We start from the raw sequence: 19644 nt of genomic DNA, 5'->3' as shown, positions 1-19644 counted from the left end.
CACAAGAATGCTGCTCACGCGGGTGCTACGGGAGCAGCACGGGAATCCCACCACCAATCCCGCGCGCTCTTCGGCAGCCGTAGGCTGTCCATTCCCACTCCCGGCTTTTCCACAGCCGAACGGCTGGTAATCACCGCAGCAAAGCCACCCGCTGCGCCAGCTTCTTGGCCGAGATGCCGGCGCGGGCGCCCAGTTCCTGCGCGAACAGCGACACCCGCAGTTCTTCCAGGTCCCAGCGCAGCGCCTGCCACTGCGGGTCGCTGCTGCGGCCGGCGGCGGCCGCGTCGGTCAACGCGTCGACGAACGGCTTCAGTTCCAGCATCCGCGCCTGGTCGCGCGCCGGATCGCGCTTGGCGCGTTCGGCGCGCAGGATCATCGCGCGCAAATAGCGTGGGAACTGCGCCAGCGCGGTGGCCGGGGTCTCGCGCAGGAAGCCCGGGTGCAGCAAGGCCGCCAGTTGCGCGCGCAGGTCGTCGAGGTTGCCGCTGGCCCAGCCCATCAGCGGCGATTCCAGCTGCGGCTTCAGTTCCGCGGCCGCGCCCATGATCGCCTCGGCCAGCTTCAGCCGTTCCATCGCCTCGCCAAACAGCTGCTTGGCGGCGGCGTCGCGGCGCTGGGCGAAACCGTCGGCATCGCGGATCGCCTCCAGCCCCTGCTCCAGCAGCGCGTTCAACGCCGCTTCCACCAGGTCGCCGCGCAGGCGTTCCTGCGATTCGATCGCGGCGTACAGCAGCCCCGTCTTGGGCGACACCGGCAACTGCTTGCGCGCCTGCTTGACCTTGTCGGCCAGGGCGATCTCCAGCAACCGGCGGACGCCGCGCGGATGCGCCGCCTCGGCCTGCGCACGGTCGGCGAAGATGCGCAGCGCGGCGCTGTCGCCCTCGTCCACCAATGCCGGATACGCCGGCACCCCGGCTTCGCCCGGCACCTGCAGCGGGATCGGCGTCGCCGGGAACTCGCGCAGTCCGGTCGCGGCCATGGCGCGGCCGGCGCGCGCGGCGAAGGCCTGCCCGGCACGTTCGCCGAAGCGCGCACGCAGCGCGTCCAGGTCGCGCGACTCGGCCAGCACCTTACCCGCCTCGTCGCGCAGGCGCAGGTTCATGCGCAGATGCGGCTCCAGCGTGCTCTCGTCGAACTCCAGCGCACTCAGCGGCGCGCCGGTGGCGCGCTGCAGGAACCGCGCCAGCTCGCCACGGATGTCGTCGGCGCTGGGCTGCGGGAACGCCTCGTAGAACGCACGGGCGAAGTCCGGTGCCGGCACGTAGTTGCGGCGCAGGGCCTTGGGCAGGCTGCGGATCAGCGCCGCCGCCTTGTCGGTGACGAAGCCCGGCGCCAGCCACGACAGCCGCGCCGGATCCAGCGCGTTGAGCAGGTGCACCGGCACCTCCAGCGTCACGCCGTCGTCGGCCGCGCCCGGTTCGAACCGGTAGTGCAGCGGAAGCCGCGCATCGCCCAGCCGGAAATACGTGGGATAGCGTTCGGCCGCGCTGCCCTCGCCCGGCAGCAGATCGGCCAGCGACCAGTGCAGGGCGCGCCGCTGCTCCGGCGCCAGCGCCTTCCACCAGGCGTCCAGGCCGGAAGCGGAATGGATCTCGCCGGGAATCCGGTCCAGATACCAGCGCGCCTGCCAGTCCTCGTCGGCGACGATGCCGGCACGGCGCAACTTGGCCTCTTCCTCGTGCGCCTGCGCCAGCACTTTCTGGTTGTCGGCGACGAAGCTGGCACGGGTGTTGATCTCGCCCGGCACCAGGCCCTGGCGCACGAACAGTTCATGCGCGCCGGGCGGATCGATGCGGCCGTAGTGCACCGGCTTCTTCGGCGCCAGCACCAACCCGAACAGGCTGATCTGCTCGGAAGCCAACACCTGACCCTGTGCGCGCGACCAGTGCGGATCGAAATGCTTGCGCGCCAGCAGGTGCGGCAACTCGGCGATCACCCAGTCCGGCTCGATCGCGGCATTGGTCAGGCCCCACACCTTCTGCGTGTCCAGCAGCGTGGCCGGCAGCACCCACGGCGGCGGCTTGCGGGCAAGCGCCGAGCCCGGGAACAGCAGGAAGCGGCGCTGCCGCGGCGCCAGGAAGTCGCCCTTCTCGGTGCGATGGCCGACCTGGGTCGGCAGGCCGGCCAGCAGCGCGCGGTGCAGCGCCTGGTAGGCCGCGGCGCGCTCGCGCTCGCTGGCGCGCGGCGCCTCGCCCGCATCGGCGGGCGCAGGCGGCGGAGTCGGGACCGCGGTCGGCACGGGCGTGGCCGGCGTGCCGCGGCCTTCGCGGGCCAGCCGCGCAGCGCGGTGCAACTGCCCGCGGGTCGCGCGCGCCGCGGTCTCGGCATCGCGCGCCGGGGCCGGCGCGGCGGCGCCGGCCAGCAACGGCTGCAGCGAGGCCGCCGCCGGCTCCTCGGTCCAGCCGAGTTCCGCGCACAGCAGATGCAGCTGGCGGTGCAGTTCGCGCCACTCGCGCATGCGCAGGAAGCCGAGGAAATGCCGCCCGCACCAGTCGCGCAGCTTGGACTGGGTCAGGTCCTCGTGCGCCTGCCGGTAGCCGTCCCACAGGCGCAGGATGCCGACGAATTCCGAGCGCCCGTCGGCGAACCTGGCGTGCGCGTTGTCGGCGGCCTCGCGCGCCTCCGGCGGGCGCTCGCGCGGGTCCTGGATGCCCAGGAACGCGGCGATCACCAGCATCGGCCGCAGGCAGCCGTGCTGCTGCGCCGCCACCAGCATCCGCGCCAGCTTCACGTCCACCGGCAGCCGCGCCATCTTGCGGCCGATCTCGGTGAGCTTGCGCAGGCCATGGCGGTCCGGCTCGCCGACCGCGCCCAGCTCCACCAACTGCTGCCAGCCATCGGCCACCGCGCGCTCGTCCGGTGGCTCCAGGAACGGGAAATCCTCGATCCGGCCCAGCCCCAGCTGCAGCATGCGCAGGATCACCCCGGCCAGGCTGGAGCGGCGGATTTCCGGATCGGTGAACTCCGGGCGCGCCGTAAAATCCGCCTCGGCGTACAGCCGGTAGCAGATGCCCTCGGCGATGCGGCCGCAGCGGCCCTTGCGTTGGTTGGCGCTGGCCTGCGAGATCGGTTCGATGTGCAGGCGATCGAGCTTCTGCCGCGGACTGTAGCGCTTGACCCGCGCATAGCCGGGATCGACCACGTAGCGGATGCGCGGCACCGTCAGCGAGGTCTCGGCAACGTTGGTGGCCAGCACCAGACGCCGCTTTGGCCCAGGGTTGAACACCCGGTCCTGGTCGGCGTTGGAGAGCCGCGCGTACAGCGGCAGCACCTCGGTCTCGCGGTACTTGCGTCGTTCCAGCGCCTGGTGCGCATCGCGGATCTCGCGCTCGCCAGGCAGGAACACCAGCACGTCGCCGCGCGGGTCCAGCCGGGTGATTTCGTCCACCGCCGCCACGATCGCATCGTTGACCGAGAGGCCGGGAGTGGGGATTCGGGAGTCGGGATTGGCAGCAGCACGGGATGCCGAGCGCTCGCGGGCATCCGCCGTTTCCACTCCCGAATCTCCACTCTCCAATCCCGGCTCTTCCAGCGGCCTGTAGCGCACCTCCACCGGATACGTACGGCCTTCCACGCTGATCACCGGCGCATCGTCGAAATGCGCAGCGAAGCGCGCGGTGTCGATCGTGGCCGAGGTCACGATGACCTTCAGGTCCGGGCGCTTGTGCAGCAACTGCTTCAGATAGCCGAGCAGGAAATCGATGTTGAGGCTGCGCTCGTGCGCCTCGTCGACGATGATCGTGTCGTAGCTGGACAGCCAGCGGTCGCTGGCGATCTCCGCCAGCAGGATGCCGTCGGTCATGAACTTGATCCGGGTCTGCTCGCCGACCCGGTCGTTGAAGCGCACCTGGAAGCCCACCGTTTCGCCCACCGGCGTGCGCAGTTCCTCGGCCACGCGGCTGGCCACCGCGCGCGCGGCGATGCGCCGCGGCTGGGTGCAGCCGATCATGCCGGCGGCGCCGCGCCCGGCGGCCAGGCACAGCTTCGGCAACTGCGTGGTCTTGCCCGAACCGGTCTCGCCGGCGATCACCACCACCTGGTGGTCGCGGATCAGCGCAACGATGCGCTCGGCCTCGCGCGCGATGGGCAACTGCGGATCCAGGGTGATCGCCGGCTGCTGCGCCGCACGCGCGGCGCAACGCGCCTGCGACGTCTGCAGCGCCTGCTCGAACGCCGTCTCCAGCGCGGCATTGCCGGGCGCGGCCTGCCAGCGCGACCATAGGCCCAGCAGGCGGCCACGGTCGCGGGTCAGCGCGCCGTCGATCGCGGCGCGACGTTCGCGCAGGCGTGCCGGCAAGGAAGGTTTCTCGATAGCGTTCATCAATCGGATGCCATTGAACGTTGAATCACAGCACATGCTTTAGTCTGTCTATTGTGACGCCATCTCGTCCGTAACCCCCAGGAGGAATTCCCATGGCCAAGAACAAGACCCCCGGCAAGACCAAGAACACCGCCAGCAAGGCCGTCGCCGCCGGCCAGCCGCTGGCCGGCCTGGCGCCGTCCGCGCCCAACATCGATATCGGGATCGGCGGCGGCGATCGCAAGAAGATCGCCGACGGCCTGTCGCACTACATGGCCGACGCCTTCACCCTGTACCTGAAGACCCACAACTTCCACTGGAACGTGACCGGGTCGATGTTCAACTCGCTGCACCTGATGTTCGAGACCCAGTACACCGAGCAGTGGGCGGCGCTGGACGACGTGGCCGAGCGCATCCGCGCCCTGGGCTTCAACGCCCCCGGCTCCTACAAGGAATACGCCGCGCTGACCTCGATCCCGGAAGAGGAAGGCCTGAGCGACAGCGCCGACTGGCGCGAAATGGTGCGCCAGCTGGTGGTCGGCAACGAAGCGGTGTGCCGCACCGCGCGCAAGGTGCTCAAGACCGCCGACGACGCCGGCGACGACCCGTCGGTAGACCTGCTGACCCAGCGCCTGCAGACCCACGAGAAGTACGCCTGGATGCTGCGCTCGCTGCTGCAGTAAGGGGTTCCGCCCTGCCTGTCTGGCAGGCAGGGCGGGCCAACCGGGCGACGCTGCGCGCTCTCCGTCGCCCGGATTGGGCGGCCATGCGTGCCTATCGCTACCTCGTCACGCCTGGCTCCCCTTGTAGGAACGGCTTCAGCCGCGACGGGTGCTCATGACCAGGCCCGTCGCGACTGACCCCGAAAGGAGACAAGCCGCTCCCACCGGAGCCTGCGAGACGCTAGCAGGCTGCACTGTGGGAGTGACTTCAGTCCCGACGCCTTACCAGGTCGGCCAAGCAGGCCTGGTTCTTCACCGCCGCAGGACCCGTGAGTGAGTCCTACAGCACGCCGCAGCTTCGCCTGATACCCGCTTGCGGATATCCGGAAGGCAACCGCCCTTGCGCGGCGCGGTATCCTACACAGATGTCTTCCCCCGCCCACGCCTTGCTCAGCCGCGTCTTCGGCTACGACCAGTTCCGCGGCCTGCAACAGGACATCGTCGAACACGTCGCCGCCGGCCACGACGCGCTGGTGCTGATGCCCACCGGCGGCGGCAAGTCGCTGTGCTACCAGATCCCCTCGCTGCTGCGCGACGGCACCGGCATCGTCATCTCGCCGCTGATCGCGCTGATGCAGGACCAGGTCGAGGCGCTGCGCCAGCTCGGCGTGCGCGCCGAATACCTCAACTCCACCCTGGACGGCGAGACCGCGCAGCGGGTCGAACGCGACCTGCTGGCCGGCGAACTGGACCTGCTCTACGTCGCTCCCGAACGGCTGCTGACCCCGCGTTTCCTGTCGCTGATCGAGCGCAGCCGCATCGCCCTGTTCGCCATCGACGAGGCGCACTGCGTGTCGCAGTGGGGCCACGACTTCCGCCCCGAATACCGCCAGCTCACCGTGCTGCACGAGCGCTGGCCGCAGACCCCGCGCATCGCCCTCACCGCCACCGCCGATCCGCCGACCCAGCGCGAGATCGCCGAGCGCCTGGACCTGGCCCAGGCCCGCCACTTCGTCAGCTCCTTCGACCGCCCCAACATCCGCTACACCGTGGTGCAGAAGGACAATGCGCGGCGCCAGCTGCTGGACTTCCTGCGCGCACACCGCGGCAGCGCCGGCATCGTCTACTGCATGTCGCGGCGCAAGGTCGAGGAGACCGCCGAATTCCTGGCCCGCGAAGGCCTGAACGCCCTGCCCTACCACGCCGGCCTGCCGGCCGAAGTGCGCGCCGACAACCAGCGCCGCTTCCTGCGCGAGGACGGCATCGTGATGTGCGCCACCATCGCCTTCGGCATGGGCATCGACAAGCCCGACGTGCGCTTCGTCGCCCACACCGACCTGCCCAAGTCGCTGGAGGGCTACTACCAGGAGACCGGCCGCGCCGGCCGCGACGGCGAAGCCGCCGAGGCCTGGCTGTGCTACGGGCTGGGCGACGTGGTGCTGCTCAAGCAGATGATCGAGCAGGGCGAGGCCGGTGAGGAGCGCAAGCGCGTGGAACGGCGCAAGCTCGACCAGTTGCTGGGCTACTGCGAATCGATGCAGTGCCGCCGCCAGGTGCTGCTGGCCGGCTTCGGCGAGACCTATCCGCAGCCCTGCGGCAACTGCGACAACTGCCTGCAGCCCGCCGACGCCTGGGATGCCACGGTCGCCGTGCAGAAGGCGCTGAGCTGCGTGTACCGCAGCGGCCAGCGCTTCGGCGTCGGCCACCTGATCGACATCCTGCGCGGCAACGAGGGCGAGAAGATCAAGCAGTTCGGCCACGACCAGCTCAGCACCTACGGCATCGGCAAGGACCTGGACGCGCGCGCCTGGCGCGGCGTGTTCCGGCAGCTGGTCGCCACCGGCCTGCTGGAAGTGGACAGCGACGCCTACGGCGGCCTGCGCCTCACCGACGCCAGCCGCCAGGTGCTCAAGGGCGAACGCAAGATCATGATGCGCCGCGAACTGCCCAGCCGCGGCCGCGAGCGCGGCGACCGCAGCGGCAGCCCGCGCACCGGCGTGCCGGTGCAGGCGCAGGACCTGCCGCTGTTCAACGCGCTGCGCGACCTCCGCGCCGGCCTGGCCAAGGAACAGAACGTGCCGGCCTTCGTGATCTTCCACGACAGCACCCTGCGCAACATCGCCGAGCAGCGCCCGAGCAGCCTGGATGAACTGGCGCGGGTCGGCGGCATCGGCGGCAGCAAGCTGGCCCGCTACGGCCAGCAACTGCTCGACGTGGTGCACGGACAGGGCTGAAGGGCGGCACCAGCGCCTGCAGCATCGGCACGTCGCAGCGCGGCCCACGGCGCCGACAGGCCGGGTTCAACGTGGTATTGATAGCGTCAGCGTCACGGCGGAGCGTCTGACAGGCTCCGCCGGGCCCCTCTCTTCTGGCGGATGCCCGATGAACCGCAGCCTCCTTCTTCTCGTCTGCACCCTGCTCGCCGGCCCCGCCCTGGCCCAGACCGCCGATGCCACCAGCGACAGCGAGGCCGCCAAGCGCAAGCTCGACCTGAGCGTGCCGCAACAGCCGATCACCTATGCCGATCCCGGCACCAAGGCCGATCCGCCGGGCGCTTACTACGGCGACACCAGTGGCACCTCGGCCTCGGCGCAGAAGGCGGCGGCAGCGCAGGCGCGCGCCGAGGCCCTGCAGGCGCAGGCCGACCGCTGCAACGGCGACGTGCACGGCAGCGTCGCCACCGGCATCGGCTATTCCACGCATGGCGGCAACAGCAACTACCAGGCCGCCAATCTGAACATGTGCAAGACCTCCTACACCGACGACGGCAAGCCGCGGCAGATGGGCATCAGCATCAGCGTCGGCCGCGGCGACGGCCCGGTGTTCGGCCGCGGCTACTACCCCGGCGCCTACGGCCCGCCGCCGTTCGGCTGGTAAGCACGGCGACACGGGGGCAGCGCCAGTAATTCGCTCCCGCCACGCTGGAACCGATGCACGTTGCCTCGTAGGAGCGGCTTCAGCCGCGACGAGGCGTTCCAGGTAACGCCAATCGCGGCTGAAGCCGCTCCTACGGCACACTTCCCGAAGTCGGTAGCAGTGCCCGCCGGACTCCCAGGCTGGTCCGCACACGGCCTGGAACTTTCCGGCAGCACGTGTCCCCCTGTCCACATCCGCAATCGCAGCACCCCGCGGTGCGTCGTGTCGTGCCGGCGCCACTGAAACCGCCCGCTCCCACGCTCGCGCTCCACTGCGGACAGACGCACCCAGTCATGCAGCCGTGTCCACTGCGTTTATTGCGCGCATCGACACCCCCACTCGAGCGTGCCGCCCGTCACGGTGGTGGCTACGGGATCGACCGACTTGCCGCCGCATGCGCGACCGCGACGCATCGCGTCTACAATCGCGCTGCCTTTGTCGGCATGCCGTCCGCGGCGGCGTCACGCATCGCGTGCGCGTCGCGGCCGGTCGCCCGGCAAACCTCCCCTTCATGTGGCATCGCTTCCCCCCGAGCTCACGCCATGTCCAACGTAGTCCGGCTGCACAGCGCCCGCGAACGCGAGCAGCGCCTGCACGATGACGTCCTCGATGCGGCCGAGCGCTGCATCGTCGAGAACGGCCTCGGCGCCACCACCTTCGAACTGATCGCCGGGACCGCCGAGGTTTCCTGCAGCGCGGTGCGTCGGCAGTTCGACGACAAGCGCAGCCTGGTCCAGGCGCTGATGGAACGCGGCTACGAGCGTGCGATCCGCACCATGTGGCTGCTGCAACCGCCGCCGCACCAGGACGCCACCACGTTCATCGCCGGCGCATTGGAAGACTGGCTGGTGGCCGATGCCAACCAGCGGCGGCGGCGCCTGGATCTGGAGATGGACCTGGCCGCCGCACGCGACCCCGAACTGGCGCAATACGCGCGCCGGCTCAACGTGTCCCTGGTGCAGAACCTCGGCGACCTGCTGCGACGCATGCTGCGCGACCACGGCTGGAGCGGCAGCGAAGCCGAATTCCAGGCCCGCGTCTACGCGGTCGCGGCGATGTGCGGCGGCCTGCACATGATGATGACCACCGGCGTGGAGCTCAACCGCATGCATCTGCAGTTGATCCTGAGCGAGAGCCTGGCCGGGATCTTCAGCACGGCGCAGGCCTGACGCCGTCGTCCGCCGTTCCCTTCGCCCTGACGGTTCGTCCACTCACATCACCCAAGCCTTGACCGGGATCCTGATGCGCCCTGCGGACACAGACGCCGGCGCTGCGTTCCTGCACGAGGCGGCATGAGGCCGAGCGGCGTCATCCACGAAACGACCCTGACCTGATCCCGGGCAGCACTCGACGTCGATGCACTGCTGCCGTCACAAGCAGGAGGTCGCCCTGGACGATGATCGGCACCGGAGCAAGCGACCCAACGCGAGCGACGCTCAGGGAAGCGGCGCTGGCGCGTGCATACCCTCCGCTGCGGCACGCAGCGCCCGAGCGATGTACTGCAGCGTCCTGGAACGGACCGCGACATGCTGCCAGTACAGCGGCACGTCGAGCCAGCGCTGCGGGTCGACGACCACGATCTGCCGCTGCCGCAGCGCGGCCACCAGCATCGGCTCCGGCGCCAGGCACCAGCCCAGTCCACGCGCGGCCGCCTCGACGAAGCCAATGGAGGTCGGCAGGTAGTGGATCGGCGGGCTCAGCCGCGCGCGGGTGATGCGCCGCACGAAGCGCGCCTGCAGCGCGTCCTTGCGGTTGTAGACGATCATCGGGGCGCGGGCCAGCGCCGCCGCATCCAGTCCGTCGGCAAAGTAGCGGGCGAAAAAGGCCGGCGAGGCGATCGCGCGGTAGCGCATCGCGCCCAGCGACAGCACATTGCAGCCCTGCAACGCCTTGCCGACGGACGTGACGGCGCCGAGGACCGCGCCGCTGCGCAACAGCTCCAGCGTGTGGTCCTGGTCGTCCACCTGGATATCGAACAGGTAGCCATGCGCGTCGTGCAGCGCCGCCAGCGCGTCCAGGAACCAGGTCTGCAGCGAGTCGTCGTTGACGGCGATGGCGATGCTGCGTGCCGCTGCGCTGCTCGCAGGCGCGGGCAACAGGTCGGCCACCGCCTCGGCCTCCAGCACCTGCATCGGCCGCACGCTGCGCAGCAGGCGCTCGCCGGCGGGGGTCGGCCGGCAAGGGGTCTGGCGCACGATCAGCACCTGGCCGAGCCGGTCTTCCAGCGCCTTGATCCGCTGCGAGACCGCCGATGGCGTCAGTGCCAGGCGGCGCGCGGCGGCTTCGAAGCTGCCTTCTTCCAGGACGGCGGCGAAAGCGGACAGCTGGGGGTGGAGCAGGTCCATGGCAGCGATGCAGATTAGGAATTCTTTACAGCCTACAGAAAAATTAGTTTGGCTAATCCTGCTGGCACATGCAGCATGCCCGCCCACGTCACCGGGCACTCCTCATGTTGCTGCACGCACTGTTGGCCGGCTTCGTCGCCGGCGCTAGCCTGATCGTCGCCATCGGCGCGCAGAACGCCTTCGTGCTGCGCCAGGGGCTGCAGCGTCGGCATGTCGGCCTGGTCGTGGCGGTGTGCGCCGCCAGCGACATCGCGCTGATACTCCTCGGCGTGTCCGGCATCGGTGCCGTGGCGGATGCCTGGCCGGGCGTGCTGCAGGGACTACGCTACGGCGGCGCGGCCTTCCTCGGTGCTTACGCGCTGCTGGCGGCACGACGCGCCTGGCGCGGCAGTGGCGGCCTGCTGGCGCACGGCAAGGATCAGCGGAGCTGGCGGCGCGTCCTGCTGACCTGCCTGGCCTTCACCTTCCTCAATCCGCATGTGTACCTGGACACCATGGTGCTGCTGGGTAGCCTCTCCACACGCTACCCGGGACAGCTGCGCTGGGCATTCGCACTCGGCGCGTGCCTCGCCAGCGCGACCTGGTTCTGCAGCCTGGGCTACGGCGCGCGGCTGCTGCAGCCGGTGTTCCGCAAGCCCACTGCGTGGCGGTTGCTGGATGCGGCGGTCGCGCTGTTCATGCTGGGGTTGTGCCTCGCGTTGCTCCTGCAGCCCCTGGCATGAACGATCGGGGACGGTGGCCGCAAACCAGTGCGACCGCTTGCAGCTGTCGCGCAAGGCTGGGAGTCGCAGCATCCGACGACCACGCAGTCCCGATCATGGGACCAGCGCGACTCGCGTTGAATTCAGGAGTGATGTCAGGATATGGCGAAAAAACCGCCAAAGGCGACGCGTGACCCGCTGAGCGGAGTGGTGGGCCGTGATGGATTCGAACCATCGACCAAAAGATTAAAAGTCTTCTGCTCTACCGACTGAGCTAACGGCCCAAAACAAGACCCCGGCGTTGCACCGGGGCGCGTAGTCTACCCCAGCACGGGGCGTTTCGCGAAATCAGGCGTAGCGGGTCGGGTCGGCAACGCCGGCGTCGGCGAAGCCGGCCGCGCGCAGGCGGCAGGCGTCGCAGTGGCCGCAGGCGCGGCCGGCGTCGTCGGCGCGGTAGCAGGACACGGTCAGGCCGAAGTCCACGCCCAGGCGCACGCCTTCGCGCACGATGTCGGCCTTGCTCATGTGCTGCAGCGGCGCGTGCACGCGCAGCCCGGCGCCCTCCACCCCGGCCTTGGTCGCCAAATTGGCCAGGGTCTGGAACGCGTCGATGAACTCGGGGCGGCAATCGGGATAGCCGGAGTAGTCCACCGCGTTGACCCCGCAGAAGATGTCGGCCGCGCCCAGCACCTCGGCCCAGCCCAGCGCCACCGACAGCATGATGGTGTTGCGCGCCGGCACATAGGTGACCGGGATGCCGTCGCCACCGGCGTCCGGCACCTCGATGTCGTCGGTCAGCGCCGAGCCGCCGATGCTGCGCAGGTCGACATTGACGGTCTTGTGCGCCACCGCGCCCAACGCCGAGGCGACGCGCGCGGCCGCATCCAGTTCGGAGGTATGGCGCTGGCCGTAGCGCACGCTCAAGGCATGCACCGCGAACCCCTGCGCACGGGCGATGGCGACGACGACGGCGGAGTCCATGCCACCGGAGAGAAGGACGACGGCGTTTTTCATGAGGGCGGGGATTTGAGAGTGGGGATTGGGGATTGGGGATTGGCAAAAGCGGCGGCACATGGACGGATGGGATCCACATGGTCCATTTGACCATGCAGGAGCGGCTTCAGCCGCGATGAAAGTTCGGACAAGATCCGTCGCGGCTGAAGCCGCTCCTACGAATCCCTAATCCCGAATTCCCGCCTTTCCACAGCCGAATGGCTGGTCATCCCGGCCGCTCAGCGACCAGGCTCGTCGTTCCACAGCAGCTTGTGCAACTGCATCTGGAACCGCACCGGCAGGCGGTCGGCGACGATCCAGTCGGCCAGGTCGCGCGCGGTCAGTTCGCTCTTGCTCGGCGAGAACCAGACGGTGCAGCGCGTGTCCAGCCGGTGTTCGGCGACCACGGCGCGCGCCCACTCGTAGTCGGCGCGGCCGCACAGGACGAACTTGATCTGGTCGCGCGCGGTCAGCAGCGGCAGGTTCTCCCAGCGGTTGCGATGCGCTTCCTGCGACGCCGGGGTCTTGATGTCGAGCACCCGCGACACACGCGGATCGACCTCGGCGATGTCCAGCGCGCCGGAGGTCTCCAGCGACACGTCGTAGCCGGCGTCGCACAGGCGCTGCAGCAGCTGCAGGCAGCGCTTCTGCGCCAGCGGTTCGCCGCCGGTGACGCAGACATGGCGCACGCCGTGGCGCGCCACCTCTTCGAGAATCGCGTCGATGTCCCACCACTGCCCGCCATGGAAGGCGTAGGCGGTGTCGCAGTAGCTGCAGCGCAGCGGGCAGCCGGTCAGGCGCACGAACACAGTGGGCCAGCCGGCGCTCTCGGCTTCGCCCTGCAGCGACAGGAAGATCTCCGTCAGCTTCAGGCGGGGCAGCGGGCTTTGGACGATATCGCTGGGAACGGCGGCCATGGCGGGAGAAAGATGCTCCCGCGACGGCGGCGGCAGCGTAAGGGGCTCAGCGCAGCTGCTGGCCGAGACGGATCGACTGCAGGCGGTCCTGCGCGGTCCGCGCGGCATCGGACCCGGGATACTTCGCGCCGACCTGCTGCAGGGTCTGCTCGGCATCCTGGACGCGGCCTTCGCCGTACTGGGACAGACCCAGCTTGAGCAGCGCGCCCGGCGCCTTGTCGTGGGTCGGATAGCGGCCGATCAGGTCCTGGAACTGGGCCTCGGCCAACTGGAAGTTCTTGGTGGCGTAGTAGCTCTCGCCCAGCCAGTACAGCGCGTTCGGCGCATACACGCCGTTCGGGTAGGCCTGCAGGAAGTTCTGGAACAGGTTCGCCGAGTCGGCGTACTTGCCGGCCTTCAGTGCATCGAAGGCGACGTTGTAGACAGCCCGCTCGTCGCCTGCGGCGGCCAGGGTGCCGGCGTCGCCGTGCACCGACGGAGGCGGCTCGGCGACGGCGGACGGCTTGCCTCCAGGCGCGGCCGGCGCGACAGCCGGTGCGGTGCCATTGGCCGGCGGCAGCGACGGCGTCGCTCCTGCCCCTGCACCACCCTCCAGCCGGCCCACGCGGCCATCCAGGTCCAGGTACTGGTCCTTGATCTGCTGCTTGAGCTGGTCGTTGCTGTGCTGCAGTTGTTCGATCGTGGCTTCCATCGACTGCATCTGCGTGCGCAGCTGGTTGAGCTGGTTCAGGATGTCGGTGTTGGCCTGGGTATTCATGGCCTGCTGCTCGAGCGCGGAAACGCGGTCGGCCAGGCTTGCGCGCTGCGCATGAGCCGGCGCGGCGGCCACGAGGGCCGCCGCGACGATCATCGATGTAAGGACACCGATACGCATCTTTTCTTACTGCGCCGTGTAGACGATCTCGACGCGACGGTTCTGCGACCAGCAGGACTCGTTCGACTCGGTGCAGACCGGACGCTCTTCGCCGTAGCTGACCACGGTCAGCTGCGCAGCCGAGCCACCGTTGGCCTGCAGCGCCGAGGACACGGCGTTGGCACGACGCTCGCCCAGGCCCATGTTGTACTCGCGCGAACCACGCTCGTCGGTGTTGCCCTGCAGGGTGATGCGCGAGGACGGACGGTCACGCAGGTACTTGGCGTGGCACGCCATGATCGCCTGGAATTCCGGCTTCACGGCGTCCTTGTCCAGGTCGAAGTAGACCACGCGCTGACGCAGGCAGGAATCGGTGTCCAGGTCGCCCGGGCCGTACAGACCGGAGGTCGACGGGCCGGTCGGGGCGGTGGTACCGGTGGTGCCGGTGGTGTCGGTCTGGGGCTGTTCCTTGACCTTCTTGGAGCAGCCGGCCAGAGCTGCAACGGACAACAGCGAAACAAGCAGAACGCGGGTGGTCTTGTTCATGGCGATACCTTGTGGCTCCTGGGCCGATGAGGGGTTCAACAGCGAAATATTAACACCAAACTTACATGTCAACGTGCAGTGCGATACGGCGACCAGGACGGTTCGCGCACGTCGCCATCGGCGAGCACCAGGCGCTGCCGCACGCGAGCATCGGCCGAGACCGCGTACAGCACGCCACGGCCGCCTTCACGCGCCGCATACAGCACCATGCTGGCGTTGGGGGCGAAGCTCGGCGACTCGTCCAGCGAACCGGTCGACAGCGTGCTCCAGCGCGGCGAACCCAGGCTGCGGTCCATCATCGCGATCTTGTAGGTGTTGCCGCTGCCCTGGGCCACGACCAGCTTGTTGCCGTCGAAGGACACGCTCGGGGTCGCGTTGTAGTTGCCCTGGAAGGTGATGCGGGTGGCGCTGCCGCCGGTGGCCGGCACCTGGTAGATCTGCGGGCGGCCGCCACGGTCGGAGGTGAAGTAGATGCTGTTGCCGTCCGGGGCCCAGGTCGGCTCGGTGTCGATGCCGAAGTGGTTGGTCAGCTGGGTCAGCTGCTTGCTGCCCAGATCCATCACGTAGATCTCCGGGTTGCCGCTGCGCGACAGCGCCAGGGCCAGCTTCTTGCCGTCCGGCGAGAACGACGGGGCGCCGTTGATGCCGCGGAAGCTGGAGACCAGCTGGCGCGCACCGGTGGCGATGTCCTGGATGTAGATCGACGAGTTGCCGCGCTCGAAGCTCACGTAGGCCAGCTTCTTGCCGTCCGGGCTCCAGTTCGGCGACAGCAGCGGCTCGGCCGAGCGGACGATGGTCTGCGGGTTGTAGCCGTCGGAGTCGGCGACCATCAGCGCATAGCGCATCGCCCCGCCCTTGCCGCTGGCGGTGACGTAGGCGATGCGGGTCCAGAACGCGCCGCGCACGCCGGTGATCTTCTCGTAGATGGCATCGGCCATCTGGTGGGCGACGTCGCGCATGGCGTTGGCGCGGGCGGTCATGGCCAGGCCGAGCATGCGCTCGCCTTTGCCCACGTCGAACAGTTCGTACTCGACGCGGTAGGCGCCTTCGCCGGCATCCATCACCCGGCCCACGACCAGGTAGCTCTGCTTGAGCGCACGCCAGGTGGCGAACTGCACCTCGCTGCCGCGGGTCGGACGCTCCACGATCTGCGATTCGGGCAGGTTGCGGAACTGGCCGGAGCGATCCAGGTCGGCGCGGACCACGGCGGCGACGTCGGTGCTCGGCGGGGTCGCCGATCCCTGGTACGGCATCGGCACCACGGTGATCGGGGTCGCCGAGGCATTGCCGCCGACGATGTCGATTTCCAGGCCCTTGTCCTGCGCGGACGCGGCGAGAGGCAGCAACAGGGCGGTGAGAACGGCAAGCCAGCGCGGCAGTTTCTTCATGGGTCGCTCAGCAGGATCGGAAAGGCGCAAGAGATAGCAATGCGCGGGTGAACGTATTCGCAATCATGAACCATCGCCATGTGAAGCCGATGGCAGGACGCGGCACATTATCGCCCATCGCATGCTGGGTGGATGGCGGGGCGCGCGCAACGCGGCGCCAGCCGCCGGGGTTATTGGTCCTGAGCGGTGAAGTTGAAGGTCAAGTTGCGCGCGAACACGGTCTCGAAGCCACGGTAGGGCAACGGCTGGGCGCGCAGCACCGCGGCCTCGATCGAGCGGCGGCCGGCCTCGTCGTAGGGACAGTCGGGGCTGACCTTGGCCTGCATGACCTGGCCACCTGGGATCTGGGTGATCGAGATCTTGCACTTCTGCCCCAGCGGCACCGAGTCCGGGCGCACCCACTGGCTCAGCACCGCCTGCTGGATCGCCGCGGCGTACTTGGCCTGCAGGTCGGTGTTGGTGCCGTTCTGGCCCGGCGCCTGCTGCGGCGTGGTAGCCGCGGCCGCCGACGCCTTCTTGGCGTTCAGGTCGGCGATCTGCTGCAGCTTCTGCTGGGCCAGTTGGGCCTCGCGCTCCAGCTTCTCGCGCTGCTTGCGGATGTCGGCGATCTTCTTCTGCCGCTCCTCTTCCTGCTGCGCGGCCAGGCGCTGCTTCTGCTCGGCCTCCTGCTGGCGCTTCTGCTCGGTCAGGTCGATCTGTTCCTGGCGGCGCTTGGCCTCCTGCTCCTGCTTCTCCTTTTCCTGGGAGATCGCGGTGCGGCTGGCACGGTCCTGGTCGACCTTGTCGGGCACCGGGACGAAGTCCTGCGCCTTCTGCTGCTGCGGGGTCGGCGCCTGCTGCGGCTTGGGCGTGGGCAGCGGCTGCGGCGGCGGCACCGTGTCTTCCTCGGCGACGTCCTTGACCGGCTCGGGCAGCGGTTCGGGCAAGGGCTTGGGCGCGTCCTTCACCGCCTTCTGCGCCGAGCGCACGTCGGCGGCCGAGACCACCAGCGAGGCCTCGACCATCGGCGAACCGGCGGCCGGTTCGACCTGGCGCACCGGCGACCACCACCAGGCCAGGAAGAACAGCAGTGCGATCAGCACGTGCACCAGCAACGCCAGGGCGACCCCGAAGATCAGCCCCTTGTCGTCGCCGCGCTGCTGCGGCGGGCGGGAATCGGCTTCAGCGTGCATTGTTTCCGGGCTGACTCATCAGGCCGACCTTGGGCACGCCGGCCTGCTGCAGCATGACCATGGTGTCCATGACCAGTTGGTAGTTCGAGGTACCGGGCGCGGCGACGAACACCGGCACGTCTTTGTTCTGGCCGACGAAGGCCTGGATCTTCGCCTTCAGCTCCGGCGCGGCGATCTTCTCCGGCTTGCCGTCCTGCAGGGTCAGGGTGTAGCGGCCTTCGGCGTCGACGGTGACGATCACCGGATCCTTCTTGCTCTCCACCGAGCGCGCGGTGGAATCGGGCAGATCCACGTCCACGCTCAGGCTGAGCAAGGGCGCGGTGACCATGAAGATGATCAGCAGCACCAGCATCACGTCGATGTACGGCACGACGTTGATCTCGGACTTGAGCTTGCGGCGCTTGCGGCGGGAAATGGCGGCAGTCATGCGGGAATCCTGGGAGTCGTGGGCAGACGGGCGACGCTCAGTCGCCGCTGGCCTGGCGCTGCAGGATGGAGCTGAACTCTTCGGAGAAGGTCTCGAAGCGCACGGCCAGGCGCTCGACCCGGGTGGTGAAGCGGTTGTAGGCCCACACCGCCGGGATCGCGACGAACAGGCCGATGGCGGTGGCGAACAGCGCCTCGGAGATGCCCGGCGCGACCGCGGCGATGCCCGCCTGCTGGCCGCTGTTGATCATGTCGTGCATGGTCACCATGATGCCGAACACGGTGCCGACCAGGCCCACGTAGGGCGCGGTGGAGCCGATGTTGGCGAGCAGTTCCAGGTTGCGCTCCAGGCGGTCGACCTCGCGCGCGTAGGTGGCGCGCATCGCCCGCTGCGCGCCTTCCAGCTGGATGCGCGCGTCGAGCCGGCGCTTGTCGCGCAGGCGGGTGAACTCGCGGAACCCGGCCTCGAAGATCGCCTCCAGGCCGCCGACCACGCGGTTGCGGTCGGTGGCGCCGGCGTAGAGCTTGCTCAGGTCGGTGCCGGACCAGAAGCGGTTCTCGAAGTCGTCGGCCTCGCGGTTGGCGTCCTTGAACACCTTGCCCTTGCGGAAGATGATGACCCAGCTGATCAGCGAGCCGAGCAGCAGCAGCAGCACGATCACCTTGACCGGCAGGCTGGCCTTGACCATCAGGTCCAGGTAGTTGATGCCGCCGTGGGCGGCGGTGTTGGCGACGGCCTGGGTGGCGGTCTGGGTCACGTCCTGCGGCAGCGCCTCCACCACCGTGTCCTGCAGGGCCAGGAGCAATGCGATCATCCGTCGTTCCTCAGTAATTCGGCTTCAGTGATTTCAAGAACTTTCAATGCATCGTGCAGCGCGTCGTCCATGCCGCGCGGGCGGAAGCTGCCGGCGCTGAGCGCGGCCACCCGCACCTGCGCGCGCAACAGCAGCTCCCCGTCGTCGCGGCGGATAGACTGCGCGAACACCAGGCTGGCGCGCTTGCACTGCGACAGCGCGACGCCGACCTGCAGGGAATCGTCCAGGCGCGCCGGGCGCAGGAAATCGAGCTGCATCGCGCGCACCGCGAACACCAGATCGTGCTGCAGGCGCAGACGCTCCTGACCATACCCCAGCGCCCGCAACCACTCCGTGCGCGCCCGCTCCAGGAAGGCCACGTAGCGCGCGTGGTAGACCACGCCACCGGCGTCGGTATCTTCCCAGTAGACGCGTGTCGGCCAACTGAATAGACGCGGGGATTGGGGATTCGGGAATGGAGATTCGCCAGGCGACGGCGTGGTCGGGTCGATCGCGGTCAAAACAGCGCTCCTGTATCCCCAATCCCCATTCCCGAATCCCGCTTGGGCTGCAGGCCCAAGTGCAGATAGGCCTTGTTGGTCGCCATGCGCCCGCGGGCGGTGCGGATCAGGTAGCCCTGCTGGATCAGGTAGGGCTCGATCACGTCCTCCAGGGTGCCGCGTTCCTCCGACAGCGAGGCGGCCAGCGACTCGACGCCGACCGGGCCGCCGTCGAAGTACTCGATGATGGTGCGCAGCATGCGCCGGTCCAGCTCGTCGAAGCCCTCGGCATCGACCTTGAGCATCTGCGTGGCGGCCTGCGCCACGGCCAGGTCGATCTGACCGCCGGCGCGGACCTGGGCGAAGTCGCGGACCCGCCGCAGCAGGCGGTTGGCGATGCGCGGGGTGCCGCGCGCGCGGCGCGCGATCTCGGCGCAGCCATCGGCGTTGCAGGCGATGCCGAGGATGCTGGCGGAACGGCGCACGATCTGCGCCAGCTCGTCCGGGGTGTAGAAGGCCAGGCGCTGGACGATGCCGAAGCGGTCGCGCAAGGGCGCGGTCAGCAGGCCGGCACGGGTGGTGGCGCCGATCAGCGTGAACGGCGGCAGGTCGATCTTGATCGAGCGCGCGGCCGGGCCCTCGCCGATCATGATGTCGATCTGGAAGTCTTCCATCGCCGGGTACAGCACTTCCTCGACCACCGGCGACAGGCGGTGGATCTCGTCGATGAACAGCACGTCGTGCGGCTGCAGATTGGTCAGCAGCGCGGCCAGGTCGCCGGCCTTCTCGATCACCGGGCCGGAGGTGACCCGCAGATTGACCCCCAGCTCGTTGGCGATGACGTGGCTGAGCGTGGTCTTGCCCAGGCCCGGCGGCCCGAAGATCAGCACATGGTCCATCGCCTCCCCGCGCGCCTTGGCCGCCTCGATGTAGATCGACAGCTGCTCGCGCACCGGCTGCTGGCCGAGATAGTCGTCCAACCGCTTGGGGCGGATGCTGGCCTCGGCCGCGTCATCCTCGCGGGTGGCGCTGCTGGCGATGATGCGGTCCATTTAGAGCCGGGAGTGGGGAATGGGGATTCGGGATTGGTAGCGCAATAGTATCGGCTGTGGGACGGTCTGGGCGCCATGG

The 19644-nt window shown here is 69.1% G+C and carries 17 protein-coding genes and 1 tRNA gene; 5 read left to right on the top strand and 13 right to left on the bottom strand.

Features of this window, described 5'->3' with window-relative positions:
- Window positions 1-130 precede the first annotated feature (130 nt).
- Window positions 131-4321, bottom strand: a complete 4191-nt coding sequence (hrpA, locus tag AC1PMG_RS06030) for an ATP-dependent RNA helicase HrpA (RefSeq protein ID WP_481110991.1) — start codon at window positions 4319-4321, stop codon at window positions 131-133.
- A 92-nt stretch (window positions 4322-4413) separates the two neighbouring features.
- On the opposite strand from hrpA, the gene AC1PMG_RS06025 reads away from it, so the two are divergent.
- The 4 genes from AC1PMG_RS06025 (at window position 4414) to AC1PMG_RS06010 (ending at window position 9047) form a co-directional block, all read left to right on the top strand.
- Window positions 4414-4983, top strand: a complete 570-nt coding sequence (locus AC1PMG_RS06025; protein WP_481110990.1) for a Dps family protein — start codon at window positions 4414-4416, stop codon at window positions 4981-4983.
- Between the two features lie 404 nt (window positions 4984-5387).
- Window positions 5388-7196 (top strand): DNA helicase RecQ, encoded by a 1809-nt coding sequence (gene recQ / locus AC1PMG_RS06020; protein WP_481110989.1) that lies wholly within the window; start codon window positions 5388-5390, stop codon window positions 7194-7196.
- 148 nt (window positions 7197-7344) lie between these two features.
- The gene (locus tag AC1PMG_RS06015) at window positions 7345-7839 is read left to right on the top strand and encodes a hypothetical protein (protein WP_263392567.1); all 495 of its coding nucleotides are present in this window, start codon (window positions 7345-7347) and stop codon (window positions 7837-7839) included.
- A gap of 581 nt (window positions 7840-8420) precedes the next feature.
- The gene (locus AC1PMG_RS06010) at window positions 8421-9047 is read left to right on the top strand and encodes a TetR/AcrR family transcriptional regulator (RefSeq protein WP_017912596.1); all 627 of its coding nucleotides are present in this window, start codon (window positions 8421-8423) and stop codon (window positions 9045-9047) included.
- Window positions 9048-9314: 267 nt separating this feature from the next.
- Here the strand turns inward: AC1PMG_RS06010 and AC1PMG_RS06005 are convergent, their stop codons facing one another.
- A complete protein-coding gene (locus tag AC1PMG_RS06005; RefSeq protein WP_481110988.1) occupies window positions 9315-10223 on the bottom strand; it encodes a LysR family transcriptional regulator ArgP in 909 nt (302 codons plus the stop codon).
- Between the two features lie 104 nt (window positions 10224-10327).
- On the opposite strand from AC1PMG_RS06005, the gene AC1PMG_RS06000 reads away from it, so the two are divergent.
- Window positions 10328-10945, top strand: a complete 618-nt coding sequence (locus tag AC1PMG_RS06000; RefSeq protein ID WP_481110987.1) for a LysE/ArgO family amino acid transporter — start codon at window positions 10328-10330, stop codon at window positions 10943-10945.
- A gap of 187 nt (window positions 10946-11132) precedes the next feature.
- On the opposite strand, the gene AC1PMG_RS05995 is transcribed toward AC1PMG_RS06000, so the two are convergent.
- From AC1PMG_RS05995 to ruvB, 11 genes are all read right to left on the bottom strand, one after another.
- A tRNA-Lys gene (locus AC1PMG_RS05995) sits at window positions 11133-11208 on the bottom strand.
- 64 nt (window positions 11209-11272) lie between these two features.
- Window positions 11273-11938, bottom strand: coding sequence for a 7-cyano-7-deazaguanine synthase QueC (queC, locus tag AC1PMG_RS05990; RefSeq protein ID WP_026143259.1), 666 nt, complete (start codon window positions 11936-11938; stop codon window positions 11273-11275).
- 218 nt (window positions 11939-12156) lie between these two features.
- Window positions 12157-12834 carry a 7-carboxy-7-deazaguanine synthase QueE gene (gene queE / locus AC1PMG_RS05985; protein WP_043091803.1) on the bottom strand — a complete coding sequence of 226 codons (678 nt, stop codon included), beginning with the start codon at window positions 12832-12834 and terminating at the stop codon, window positions 12157-12159.
- Between the two features lie 46 nt (window positions 12835-12880).
- On the bottom strand, window positions 12881-13708 hold the full coding sequence (gene ybgF / locus AC1PMG_RS05980) for a tol-pal system protein YbgF (protein ID WP_481110986.1): 828 nt from the start codon (window positions 13706-13708) through the stop codon (window positions 12881-12883).
- Window positions 13709-13714: 6 nt separating this feature from the next.
- Entirely contained in the window at window positions 13715-14233 is a 519-nt protein-coding gene (pal, locus tag AC1PMG_RS05975; RefSeq protein WP_342074057.1) for a peptidoglycan-associated lipoprotein Pal, read from the bottom strand.
- Window positions 14234-14301: 68 nt separating this feature from the next.
- On the bottom strand, window positions 14302-15621 hold the full coding sequence (gene tolB, locus AC1PMG_RS05970; RefSeq protein WP_148828954.1) for a Tol-Pal system beta propeller repeat protein TolB: 1320 nt from the start codon (window positions 15619-15621) through the stop codon (window positions 14302-14304).
- A gap of 170 nt (window positions 15622-15791) precedes the next feature.
- Complete coding sequence (tolA, locus tag AC1PMG_RS05965) at window positions 15792-16793, bottom strand: cell envelope integrity protein TolA (RefSeq protein ID WP_267105627.1); 1002 nt, start codon at window positions 16791-16793, stop codon at window positions 15792-15794.
- A complete protein-coding gene (gene tolR / locus AC1PMG_RS05960; protein WP_017907449.1) occupies window positions 16783-17220 on the bottom strand; it encodes a protein TolR in 438 nt (145 codons plus the stop codon). The genes tolA and tolR overlap by 11 nt, the downstream gene beginning before the upstream one ends.
- Window positions 17221-17257: 37 nt before the next feature.
- Window positions 17258-18034 carry a protein TolQ gene (gene tolQ, locus AC1PMG_RS05955; RefSeq protein ID WP_043091800.1) on the bottom strand — a complete coding sequence of 259 codons (777 nt, stop codon included), beginning with the start codon at window positions 18032-18034 and terminating at the stop codon, window positions 17258-17260.
- Window positions 18031-18534, bottom strand: coding sequence for a tol-pal system-associated acyl-CoA thioesterase (ybgC, locus tag AC1PMG_RS05950; RefSeq protein WP_481110985.1), 504 nt, complete (start codon window positions 18532-18534; stop codon window positions 18031-18033). The genes tolQ and ybgC overlap by 4 nt, the downstream gene beginning before the upstream one ends.
- Window positions 18531-19565: a Holliday junction branch migration DNA helicase RuvB gene (gene ruvB / locus AC1PMG_RS05945; protein WP_342074059.1), complete on the bottom strand. Its 1035-nt coding sequence runs from the start codon at window positions 19563-19565 to the stop codon at window positions 18531-18533. The genes ybgC and ruvB overlap by 4 nt, the downstream gene beginning before the upstream one ends.
- Window positions 19566-19644: the final 79 nt, after the last annotated feature.

The sequence above is a fragment of the Xanthomonas sp. NCPPB 2250 genome (assembly GCF_056725265.1).
The sequence above is the reverse complement of the archived record's forward strand: the minus strand, read 5'-3'. Positions and strand labels throughout refer to the sequence as shown.